15 protein-coding genes are annotated in these 10,646 nt (G+C 71.5%); 9 read left to right on the forward strand and 6 right to left on the reverse strand.

Translation table 11 applies throughout. The features are described 5' to 3' along the window. Positions 1–1,994: hydantoinase/oxoprolinase family protein (locus RIF93_RS14700; protein ID WP_309092199.1), on the reverse strand; the 1,994-nt coding region annotated here is incomplete at its 3' end. Positions 1,995–2,063: 69 nt separating this feature from the next. On the opposite strand from RIF93_RS14700, the gene RIF93_RS14705 reads away from it, so the two are divergent. The 8 genes from RIF93_RS14705 to RIF93_RS14740 all read left to right on the forward strand — a co-directional run bounded on the left by RIF93_RS14705 (position 2,064) and on the right by RIF93_RS14740 (position 7,907). After that, positions 2,064–2,759, forward strand: coding sequence for a DnaJ family molecular chaperone (locus tag RIF93_RS14705; RefSeq protein WP_309092200.1), 696 nt, complete (start codon positions 2,064–2,066; stop codon positions 2,757–2,759). A 101-nt stretch (positions 2,760–2,860) separates the two neighbouring features. Continuing rightward, complete coding sequence (locus RIF93_RS14710; protein WP_309092201.1) at positions 2,861–3,163, forward strand: hypothetical protein; 303 nt, start codon at positions 2,861–2,863, stop codon at positions 3,161–3,163. Positions 3,164–3,292: 129 nt separating this feature from the next. Next, on the forward strand, positions 3,293–3,976 hold the full coding sequence (locus RIF93_RS14715) for a PepSY-associated TM helix domain-containing protein (RefSeq protein WP_309092202.1): 684 nt from the start codon (positions 3,293–3,295) through the stop codon (positions 3,974–3,976). Positions 3,977–3,981: 5 nt separating this feature from the next. Then, positions 3,982–4,503, forward strand: coding sequence for a DUF2271 domain-containing protein (locus tag RIF93_RS14720; protein ID WP_309092203.1), 522 nt, complete (start codon positions 3,982–3,984; stop codon positions 4,501–4,503). 13 nt (positions 4,504–4,516) lie between these two features. After that, entirely contained in the window at positions 4,517–5,323 is an 807-nt protein-coding gene (locus RIF93_RS14725; RefSeq protein ID WP_309092204.1) for a DUF4198 domain-containing protein, read from the forward strand. Positions 5,324–5,330: 7 nt separating this feature from the next. Continuing rightward, on the forward strand, positions 5,331–6,320 hold the full coding sequence (locus RIF93_RS14730) for an FAD:protein FMN transferase (RefSeq protein WP_309092205.1): 990 nt from the start codon (positions 5,331–5,333) through the stop codon (positions 6,318–6,320). A 63-nt stretch (positions 6,321–6,383) separates the two neighbouring features. Then, on the forward strand, positions 6,384–6,677 hold the full coding sequence (locus tag RIF93_RS14735; RefSeq protein ID WP_309092206.1) for a putative quinol monooxygenase: 294 nt from the start codon (positions 6,384–6,386) through the stop codon (positions 6,675–6,677). A gap of 6 nt (positions 6,678–6,683) precedes the next feature. Next, positions 6,684–7,907 (forward strand): acyl-CoA dehydrogenase family protein, encoded by a 1,224-nt coding sequence (locus tag RIF93_RS14740; protein ID WP_309092207.1) that lies wholly within the window; start codon positions 6,684–6,686, stop codon positions 7,905–7,907. Here the strand turns inward: RIF93_RS14740 and RIF93_RS14745 are convergent. From RIF93_RS14745 to RIF93_RS14755, 3 genes are all read right to left on the reverse strand, one after another. Next, positions 7,904–8,146, reverse strand: coding sequence for a hypothetical protein (locus RIF93_RS14745; protein ID WP_309092208.1), 243 nt, complete (start codon positions 8,144–8,146; stop codon positions 7,904–7,906). The two genes, RIF93_RS14740 and RIF93_RS14745, sit on opposite strands and share 4 nt — an antisense overlap. A gap of 43 nt (positions 8,147–8,189) precedes the next feature. Then, positions 8,190–8,558, reverse strand: a complete 369-nt coding sequence (locus RIF93_RS14750; RefSeq protein WP_309092209.1) for a RidA family protein — start codon at positions 8,556–8,558, stop codon at positions 8,190–8,192. Positions 8,559–8,772: 214 nt separating this feature from the next. Continuing rightward, positions 8,773–9,291, reverse strand: a complete 519-nt coding sequence (locus RIF93_RS14755; RefSeq protein WP_309092210.1) for an RcnB family protein — start codon at positions 9,289–9,291, stop codon at positions 8,773–8,775. A 168-nt stretch (positions 9,292–9,459) separates the two neighbouring features. Here RIF93_RS14755 and RIF93_RS14760 point away from each other — a divergent pair, with 168 nt between their 5' ends. Continuing rightward, on the forward strand, positions 9,460–9,966 hold the full coding sequence (locus RIF93_RS14760) for a GNAT family N-acetyltransferase (protein WP_309092211.1): 507 nt from the start codon (positions 9,460–9,462) through the stop codon (positions 9,964–9,966). 11 nt (positions 9,967–9,977) lie between these two features. Here RIF93_RS14760 and RIF93_RS14765 read toward each other — a convergent pair whose 3' ends face one another. Then, positions 9,978–10,292: a DUF1272 domain-containing protein gene (locus tag RIF93_RS14765; protein WP_309092212.1), complete on the reverse strand. Its 315-nt coding sequence runs from the start codon at positions 10,290–10,292 to the stop codon at positions 9,978–9,980. A gap of 101 nt (positions 10,293–10,393) precedes the next feature. Further along, on the reverse strand, positions 10,394–10,646 hold a 253-nt coding region (locus RIF93_RS14770), incomplete at its 5' end, for a CHRD domain-containing protein (RefSeq protein WP_309092213.1).

Raw genomic sequence — 10,646 nt, forward strand, 5'->3', positions numbered from 1 at the left:
CAGCCGGGGAGCACGGCGATCTGGGTGTCGGCGCGGACCACGAGGGCGGGGCCGGAAACGGTGGTGAGACTGTCGGCGTCGACGACGGGGGCGTCGTGCCATTGGCCGTGGGCGAACAATCGGACCTTCTCCCCTTGTGGGAGAAGGTGGCCGCCGGGGGCGGCCGGATGAGGGGTTTCTCGGCGCGGGGAGGGTGACCCCTCATCCGGCCCGCTGCGCGGGCCACCTTCCCCCGCAAGGGGAGAAGGAGAGCTGACAGCCTCCGCCTCCACGGCGGCGATGAGGACGGTGCGGTCGGACTCGACGAAGCCGAACAGCCGCTGGTGGGCGGCTTCGAACTCGGCCTTCGGGTCGGCGAGGGACACAGGCAGTTCGGCGTCGGCGCCGTCGTAGCGGAGGCGGAGCGTCCGGCGGACCTCCCCGGCCTGGGCGCCCTGGCCGGCGAGGTCTGTCCGGGCCGCGGCTTCCACCTCGGCCAGCAGGGCCTCGGCGCGCCTGAGGCCGTCGGGTCCGAGCGGCGCTTCCAGGCCGGCCTGGCGCAGCGCCGTGACCTGGGCCTGGCCGATGCCCCAGGCGGAAAGAACGCTGCCGTACTTCGGGCACAGCACCTCGGAGACGCCCAGGGCCTCGGCCGTCTGGCAGGCGACCTGGCCCGCCGCCCCGCCGAAGGCCACCAGCGCGTGCTGGCGCGGATCGAACCCACGCTCGGTGGAGATCCGGCGCACCGCCTGCGCCATCTGCTCGACCGCGACCGCGACGAAGCCCTCGGCGGCGGCCTCGACGCTTTCGGCGCCCATGGCCTGGGCGAGCTCGGCCAGACGGGCGTAGGCGGCGGCGGGATCCAGCGGACCGTCGCCGTTGGGGCCGAACACGTGGGGAAAGGCCCGCGGGTCGATGCGGCCCAGCACCAGGTTCGCGTCCGTGACGGCGGCGGGGCCGCCGCGGCCGTAGCAGGCGGGGCCGGGATCGGCGCCGGCGCTGGCGGGACCGGCGCGGGCGCGCATGCCATCGAACGTGAGCACCGAGCCGCCGCCCGCGGCCACGGTCTCCACATCCAGCATGGGGGCGCGCAGCCTTGCGCCGGCCACCTTGGCGGTGTCCCGCCGTTCCAGGGTCCCCGCGAAGCGGCAGACGTCCGTGGAGGTGCCGCCCATGTCGAAGCCGAGGACGGCGTCTGCGCCGGCCGCATCGGCGGTGCGCGCCACGCCGACGACTCCGCCGGCCGGGCCGGAGACCACGGCGTCCCGGCCCCGGAACGCCTCGGCGCGCACCAGGCCCCCGGCGGAGGTCATGAAGTAGAGCGGCGCGCCGGCCACCGCTTCGGCCACCCGGCGGACGTAGGCCTGCAGCACCGGCGTCAGGTAGGCGTCGGCGACGGCGGTCTCGGCGCGGGCGATGAAGCGCGGGAGGGGCGAGACCTCGTGGCTCAGCGCCACGAACTCGAAGCCGGCGGCTCGGGCGACCTCGCCGGCGGCCTGTTCGTGGGCCGGGTTGAGGTCGGAATGCAGGAAGGCGATGGCCACCGAGGTGAAGCCGTCGGCGCGGGCCGACTCCAGCGCGCCCCGCAGGGCCTCGGCGTCGAGGGGCTGGACGACCGCGCCGTCGGCGGCGAGCCGCTCCTTCGCTTCCACCACGGCGGCGTAGAGGGGCTCGGATTTGCGGACGACCAGGGCGAAGAGGTCGGGGCGGGCCTGGTCGCCGATGGCGAGCGCGTCGGCGAAGCCCTCGGTCGTGACCAGCAGGGTCTTGGCGCCGCGGCGCTCCAGCAGGGCGTTGGTGGCGACGGTGGTGCCCATCTTGATGGCGACGACGCGGTCGGCCGGGAAGGGTTGGCCGGCGCTCACGCCGAGGATGCGCCGCATGGCCTCGACCGCCGCATCCGGATAGGCCGGGGAGGACGAGAGCAGCTTCAGCGAGGTCTCGGATCCGTCTTCCGCACGCCCGATGACGTCGGTGAAAGTCCCGCCGCGGTCGATCCAGAAACTGAAACGCATGTCCAAAACTTAACCCCGGGCGCTGATTGTCACGGCGCGGCCATAGTCTTAAGGCTTCCGCTTAGTCACATGAGCTTCTGGCGCAAGATAGCTGGACTCGCGGTCCGCAAGATCGATGAAGCGGAATGCGATCAATGCCCGCCCGGGTTGCCCGGGGAGGACCCGGCGTTCTCCACGGCGGTGACCGCGCTTGGGGCGAAGCTCGCCAAGGCCGACGGCGAGGCCCAGGCCGGCGAGTACGACATCTTCTCCACGGTGTTCCAGGCCGAGCCCGGCAGCGAGGGCAATGTGCGGCGGCTCTATCAGCTGGCGCGCCAGACGACCCGCGGCTTCGAGAGCTATGCCCGGCGGCTGAAGAAGCGCTACGGCGGCTGTCCGCAGCTCCTGGAGGACGTGCTGGACGGCCTGTTCCACATCGCCGCCTCCGACGGGGCGGTGAGCGCCGACGAGCTGGCGTACCTGGAGCGGGTGTCGGAGCTGTTCGGCCTGTCGCCGCTGACGTTCCGCCGGCTGAAGGCGACGCACCTGGGGGCGGCCAACGACGACCCCTACGTGATCCTGGGCGTGGCGCCCGACGCCTCGGACGAGGAGATCCGGGCGGCGTGGAAGGCGCAGCTCTCGGAAGCCCACCCCGACCGGGCCCGCGCCCGCGGCCTGCCCACCGAGTTCATCGAGGTGGCCGAGGCCAAGGCCGCCGCCATCAACGCGGCCTATGGCGAGATCGTGCGCGAACGGAAGGCGATCCGGTTCGAAGGGGCGGCATAAGCGTCACAATCGCCCGTTCAGCACGTGTTGAGGTTGACGATGGGAACCTCAGGGCAGAGATATTGAGTTATCGGCCTTCAGAGGGCCTAGAGAGAAGGTCGATGGTGAACCAATTCGCCGCCCGCAACGGATCCGCCCACCGCTCGGCCCTGGGCAGCCTCGCCGCCGTGGGCGCGACGCTCGCGACCGCCGCGGCGGTGGTGGTCGGCGCGATCCTGGCCGTGTTCGCCGCGGCGACCGTGGCGGTGATCGCTGTGATGACCTCGGCCCTGCTGGCCTTCGCCGGGCTCGCGCTCCGCGCCCGCAAGGTCCGCGCCCGCCGCGCCGCCAACGACGGCGTGATCGAGGCCCGGCACCTGGGCGGCCACCACTGGGTGGCATACGGCTGGAACGAGCGCAGCTAGCCGCCGCGCCCCGGCGCGCAGACGTCCTGATATTTCAAGGCGGCAAAGCTTCGGCGCTTGCCATGTGCGGCCGTCGTGATAATGCGAGGCGTTCTTAATTAGCAGGGCCCGGCCGGGCCTGGAGCCGCCTTGGACGCATCTTCGCCCTCCGACGCCGTGGCCGCCGACGCTGCCCTGGCCCGTGCGCGCGCCAAGACGCGGGCTCAGGCGCGGGCGAAGTTCCTGCGCGAGGTGGTCCGCTGGCACTGGATCAGCGCCGCGATCTGCCTGATTGGCATGCTGCTGTTCGCCGTCACGGGCATCACCCTGAACCACGCCGGAGACATCAAGGCCGAGCCCAAGACCATCACCCGCGACGGCGAGCTGCCCCCGGCGCTGCTGCCGGCCCTGAAGGCCGCCGAGGCGGGGCAGGGCGAACTGCCGGAGAGCGCCCGCACCTGGTTGGCCAAGGAGATGGACGTGAAGGCGCCGGCGGGGCCGGTGGAGTGGTCGCCCGGCGAAGCCTATGTGGCGCTGACCGGCCCGGGCTCGGACGGCTGGGTGACGCTGAACACCGAGACCGGGGCGGTGGCCTACGAGCGGACCGACCGCGGCTGGATCGCCTACCTCAACGACCTGCACAAGGGCCGCAACACCGGGCCGGCCTGGAGCTGGTTCATCGACATCTTCTCGGTGGGCTGCATCGTCTTCTGCGTGACGGGCCTCTTGCTGCTGCAGCTGCACGCCCATGCGCGCAAGTCGACCTGGCCGCTGGTGGGGCTGGGCCTGCTGATCCCGCTCCTGCTCGCCCTGTTCCTGATCCACAGAGGATGAAGCGTATGCGCGTGAAGCCTTCGTCGACCCTGCTGGCCGCCGCCGGCCTGGCCGCCGCGCCCGCGGCGGCGGACGCCGCGCAGCTGTCGGTCAGCCTAGAGATCCCCCGCCTGAACGTGGCCGAATACCACCGGCCGTATGTGGCGCTGTGGATCGAGGGCCCGGACCAGGCGGCCGTGAAGACGCTGGGCGTCTGGTACGACGTCAAGCTGAAGAACGAAGAGGGCAAGACCTGGCTGAAGGACATGCGCCAGTGGTGGCGCAAGGCCGGCCGGAGCCTCGCCCTGCCGGCCGACGGCGTCAGCGGGCCCACCAAGGCGCCGGGCCGCCACCAGGTGGTGTTCGGCGCAGCCCAGATGCGGGGCGTGGCGCCCGGCCAGTACACCCTGGCGGTGGAGGCGGCCCGGGAGGTCGGCGGCCGCGAGGTGGTGCGCGTGCCGTTCGCCTGGCCGCCGAAGGGCGCGGCGAGCGCGTCCGCCAAAGGCTCTTCCGAACTCGGCGCGGTCAGCGTCGCCGTCAAACCCTGATCCGGAGCTCCCGATGTCCAAGGCCTTCCGTACGCTTGCCGTCGCGACCCTCCTGACCCTGGCCGCCGCGCCGGCGGCCCAGGCCCACCGGATGTGGCTCGCCCCCTCGGCTACGGTGCTCTCGGGGAGCGATCCCTGGGTGACCGTCGACGCGGCGGTGTCGAACACGCTGTTCTACGCCGACCACGTGCCGATGCGGCTGGAAGGCCTGAAGGCGATCGGGCCTGACGGCGCGCCGGTGGAGATCAAGAACGGGTCGGTCGGCAAGTACCGCGCGACCTTCGACGTGCAACTGGCCAAGCCCGGCACCTACAAGATCGCCAACGTCACCGAAGGCGCGATCGCCTCCTACAAGCTGGGCGGCGAGACGAAGCGCTGGCGCGGACCGGTCGCCGAGGCGGCGGCCGCCATCCCGAAGGAGGCGACGGAGGTTCAGGTGACGCACAACAGCCGCCGGGTGGAGACCTTCGTCACCTCGGGCGCGCCGACGACCGACGCGCTGAAGCCCACGGGCCGCGGCCTGGAACTGGAGCCGATCACCCATCCGAACGACCTGGTGGCGAGCGAGAAGGGCCGGTTCCGGCTGCTGAACGACGGCAAGCCGGCGGCCGGCGTCGAGGTGGAGGTGGTGCTGGGCGCCACCCGCTACCGCGAGAAGGGCGTCGAGCTGAAGGTCACGACGGCGGCGGATGGGACGTTCGAGATCGCCTGGCCCGAGCCCGGCCTCTACTGGCTGGAAGCCACGGTGCAGGGCCAGGGCGAGGGCGGCCAGCGCCGCAGCGCGGGCTATGTGGCCACCCTCGAGGTGATGCCCGACTGAGCCGGCCGTGCGCCGGGTCGCCGTCCCCCTGGGCCTGACGCCGGCCTCCGCGCGCCCGCGCGAGGGGCGGACGGTGCGGTTGTCGGGGCCGACCATGGGCGTAAGCTGGACGCTGAACGCCCACGCGCCGGCCGCGGTGAGCGAGGCCGCCCTGGCCGACGCCGTGCAGGCGGCCTGCAACCTGGTCGTGGCCCAGATGAGCAGCTGGGAGCCGGGCAGCGACCTCAGCCTCTTCAACAGCGCGCCGGCCGGAAGCTGGATCGCGCTCCCGCCCGAGATGGCGACAGTCGTGCGGGCGGGGCTGGAACTCGCCGAGGCTACCGGCGGGGCGTTCGACCCGACTCTGGGCGCGCTGGTCGACCTCTGGGGCTTCGGGGCGGCGGGGGCGGTCGACCGGCCGCCGCAGGCTGAGGCGCTGGCGGCCGCCCGGGCCGGCTGGCGCAGCCTGCAGATGGACGCCCGCGGTCGGCTGCTGCAGCCGGGCGGGGTGCGGCTGGACCTCTCCGGGATCGCCAAGGGCTATGGCGTGGATTTGGCCGCCCAGGCGGTGCAGGCGCTGGGCGTGCGCGACTTCCTGATCGAGATCGGCGGCGAGCTGCGCGGGTCCGGCGTCAAGGGCGACGGCGAGCCCTGGTGGGTGGAGATCGAGCGGCCGCCGGGCGCGGAGCTGCCGGAGCCGCCCGTGCTGGTGGCGCTGCATGGCCTGTCGATCGCCACCTCGGGCGACTGGCGGCGCGCGTTCACGGCGGATGGGCGGCGCTACAGCCACACCCTGAACCCCGTGGCCCGAACGCCGGTGGCGGGCGGGCTGGCGGCCGTGAGCGTGCTGCACCGCGTTTGCATGCAGGCCGACGCCCTGGCGACGGCGCTGATGGTGCTGGGACCTGAGGCGGCGGCGTTCGCCGAAGAGCGGGGCGTCGCCGCCCTGCTGGTGCGCCGGACGGACGAGGGTTTCGAGGAGCAGATCTCGCCGGCCTTCGCGCGGCTCCTGGACTGAACGCTTGCGGGCCCGCGGCCGCGGCTCTACCGTCCTTTTTCAAACAAGCGTTGGGAGGACTGCATGACCATCGGCGTGATCGCGAAGCTGCCGATCCAGGAAGGCAAGACCGCGGAGTTCGAGGCGTTCTTCAACGAGCTCGCCCAGCAGGTCCGCGCCAACGAGCCCGGCAACATCGCCTACCAGCTCACCAAGAGCCGGACCGAACCCAACGTCTACAAGGTGCTGGAGCTCTACAAGGATCAGGATGCGCTGACGCATCACGGCGGCACCGACTACTTCAAGGCCGCGGGCCCGAAGTTCGCCGCGGTCCTCGCCGGGCGGCCCGAGATCGAATACCTGGACGGCGTGGGGTGATCGGCCATGGACCTGGATTTCTCCCCTGAGGACCTGGCCTTCCGCGACGAGGTCCGCGCTTTCATCGCCGAAGCCTACGATGACGACATGCGGGCCCGGATGGCCCAGTCGAAGAACGGCTACCTCGACAAGGAGAGCCAGGTCCGCTGGCTGAAACGGCTGCACGAGAAGGGCTGGATCGCGCCCGACTGGCCGGTGGAGTACGGCGGCACGGGCTGGAGCCTGGGCAAGAAGTACGTCTTCGACATGGAGATGGCGCTGGCCGGCGCGCCCTCCACCTCGAACATGGGCCTGAAGATGTGCGCCCCGGTGGTGATGGCCTTCGGGACCGAGGAGCAGAAGGCCCAGCACCTGCCGAAGATCCTGTCGACCGACGTGTGGTGGTGCCAGGGCTATTCCGAGCCGGGCTCGGGCTCGGACCTGGCGTCGCTGGCGCTAAAGGCGGAGCGGGACGGCGACCACTACGTCCTGAACGGGTCGAAGACCTGGACGACGCTGGCGCAGTGGGCCGACTGGATGTTCTGCCTGGTGCGGACCTCGAACGAGGACATCCGCCAGAAGGGCATCTCGTTCCTGCTGATCGACATGAAGACGCCGGGCATCTCGATCCGTCCGATCGTGACGCTGGACGGACCGCCCGAAGGCGAACAGGAGGTCAACGAGACCTTCTTCGACAACGTGCGCGTGCCGGTTTCGAACCGCATCGGCAAGGAAGGCGAGGGCTGGACCTACGCCAAGTACCTGCTGCAGTTCGAGCGCGGGAACGCCTATGCGCCGGGCCTGCAGAACCAGCTGCGCAAGGTGCGCAAGATCGCATCCCTGGAACGGTCGGACCGCGGCGGCTCGATGATGAGCGACCCGGAGTTCCGCAAGAAGCTGGCCGAGGTCGAGATCAAGGTCGAGGCCCTGAACGCCACCGAGCTCCGGATCTTCGCCGGCCGTGCGAACGGCGAGGCGATGGGGGCGGTCTCGTCCATGCTGAAGCTGGAAGGCAGCCAGATGCAGCAGGCGATCACCGAGCTGGCGCTGGAAGCGGCCGGGATCTACGCCCAGCCGTTCGTGCAGGACACCTGGGCCCACCTGAAGGGCGACACGAACGTCTTCCGCGCCGGACCGGACTACGCCGCCACCGTGGCGCCGCAGTACTTCAACTACCGCAAGACCTCGATCTACGCGGGCTCGAACGAGATCCAGCACAACATCATGGCCAAGATGGTGCTGGGGCTCTAGCCGCAGGCGGGCGGCCACGCCCGATCGGGCGTGGCGCTGAGATCGACCAGGAAGATCTCGCCTGAGCGGGCGCCGTCGCGCTGGGCGAACAGCAGCCGGTCGGCCTTCGGCGAGAGCAGCGGTCCGACCTGGAACTGGTCCTCGAAAGCGGGGACCTGGCCGACGGCGATCCATCGGTTCCCTTCGAGGCGGTAGCGGTACAGGTGGGAGCGGCCGGTGCGATCGGCGACCACCACCATGTGCCGGCGCCTGAACCGCGACAAGGACGAGTAGCGGCGGCGATCAGGCCGCGGCGACGGCCTCGATCTCCAGGAGCCAGGCCTCGTCGAAGATCCCGGTGATGATGACGGTCAGCGCGGGCGAGACGCCGCCAAGCACTTCGCGGCGGATGGCGGTGTTGGCCGCCCGGTCCCGGCGGTCGGCCAGGAAGATGGTCACCTTGACGAGGTCGGCGAGACCCATGCCGGCGGCGGCGAGCTGGCGCTCCACGTTGCGCCAGACCAGGCGGCACTGGGCTTCGAATCCTGAAGGGGTGGCGCCCGCCTCGTCGGTCGGAACCTGGCCGCTGATGAAGAGCCATTTCTGCGGCGCCTGCACGAGGCTGGCCTGGGCGTAGCTCAGTCCGGTGGGGTGAATGGCGGTGGCGGTCATCGGTGCGGCAAACCCGGAACAGGCGCCCGCCGCAACCAAGCCGGCGACGGCTCGCCGGCGGGACAGGCGCGGGACGATGGTCATGGCCGCACCTGAACCGCAGCGCAGTCACGCTTCAACCGCCCGTTCGGCGGCAGGGCCGCCGCAAGGACGGCCCCGAGAGCCTGCGCGGAAATGCGCGGGGCGCCTGTGGCGGCGCCCCGCGTCGGTCGTCCTAGCGGTAACGGTATCCGTCGTAGCGGTAGCCGCGGTGGTCGTCGTTGTCGCTGAGCGCGCCGCCGATGATGAGGCCGATCACGCCGCTGGCGATGGCGGCCATGACCACGTCGCCGTTGTTGTCACGGTAGTAGCGATAGCCCGGGCGCGGGGCGGGCAGGCCGTAAGCGTGGTAGTCGTTCAGGTAGTAGCGGCTGTCGCGATAGTAGCTGTAGCGGCCGCCTTCCCGCCAACGGCCCTGGTAGCCGTTGTAGCCGTACTGGTTGCCGTAATAGCGGTAGCGGCGCTCCTGGGCGTAGGGGCTGTCGCGGCGACGGTCGCGGCGGTCGTACTGATCGGGCCGGCCGTCACGGTCGCGGTCGCGGTTCCATTCGCGGCGGTCGGGGCGTCCATCGCGGTCGCTGTCGCGATACCGCTCCTGGGCGTAGTAGCCGGCCTGGGCGGCGGCCGGTCCGGCCACGGCGACGCCGCTGAGGGCGGTGGTCGCGGCCAGGGCGGAAATCAGGAAGCTCTTCATGGACTGTCTCCTTGTGAGAGCTTTTTACGCCCACCGATATGACCGGGGTGGCTTCAGGCCCGTTCACCTGCCGGTCATCGGCGGAGCAGGGCGCGGGACGTTTCCTGACTGGCCGCACCATGGCTCAACGGTGGGCGTCCCGATCTCGGGCGCTGCGGAGGACGAAGCATGACCACGGGCAGCAATGAGGGCCGGACGTCGGTTCGCGTGCGGCCGGCGCAGGCCAGCGACCGGGCGGCGCTTGGGCGGCTGGGGGCCCTGCTGGTGGCCGTGCACCACGGCTTCGACGCCCAGCGGTTCCTGGAGCCGGGGCCGGACACCGCGCGCGGCTATGGCGGCTTCCTCGTGAGCCAGCTGGGGCGGCCGGACGTGGTCGTCCTAGTGGCGGAGGAAGAGGGCCGGGTGGTGGGCTACAGCTACGGGGCGGTGGAAGGGACCGACTACATGGCCCTGCGCGGGCCCGCGGGCGTGCTGTACGACGTCGTCGTGGATCCGGGCCAGCGCCGCCGCGGCGTCGGCCGGATGCTGCTGGACGCCAGCATTGCGGCGCTGGAGGCCAAGGGCGCGCCGCGGGTCGTGCTGTCGACCGCCGAGCGGAACGAGGCGGCCCAGCGCCTGTTCGCCCGGGCCGGGTTCCGGCGCACGATGATCGAGATGACCCGGGAGCTGCCCTAGGCGGAAGCGGCTCAGCGCTCGTGCGGCGGGACGCTGCTCAGCCGTTCGACGATCCAGTCTATCTGGTCGGCCGACCAAGGGGTGTGGCGGCGGCGATCGCTGGCGGGGTGGTTGGCGAGGCCCAGCTTCAGCTCAGGCCGCCAGGCGTTGGCCGGCCGGATCGGCCGCGGCTGCAGGCCCCCGCCGCAGGTCGGGCAGACGTTCTTCAGGACGGTGTCGGCGCAGGGGGCGCAGTAGGTGCATTCGTAGGTGCAGATCCGGGCGTCCTGCGCCGCCGGCGGCAGGTCGCGGTCGCACAGCTCGCAGTTCGGTCTCAATTCCAGCATCGATCGCCCTCCGCATCGGCCGGCAGGCATACCGCCGGCCGCGCGTGGCCGAAAGGACGTTCAAACCTCGAAAACTGCCGAGCCGTGCGTCGGCGCCCGGGCTACTTCGACAACTGGCCGCGGACCGCGCCCGGCGGGAACTCGGCGTTGTGGACGTTGACGTAGTAGCCGGCGGGGTTCTGCTGGATGTCCTGGATGACGGCCTTGTCGACGGTGGCGCAGCCGGACGCCTTGCCGCTGGCGTCGGGGGTCTTGAGCGGCACGACCGGCGGGCCGGCTTCCTCGGGGCCGCCCTTGTGGATGTGGGCGGCGGTGGCGACGGCGATCTTCTCGACCGACAGCTCGTAGCAGACC

The sequence above is a fragment of the Phenylobacterium sp. genome, from assembly GCF_031181185.1.
Lineage (GTDB): Bacteria > Pseudomonadota > Alphaproteobacteria > Caulobacterales > Caulobacteraceae > Phenylobacterium.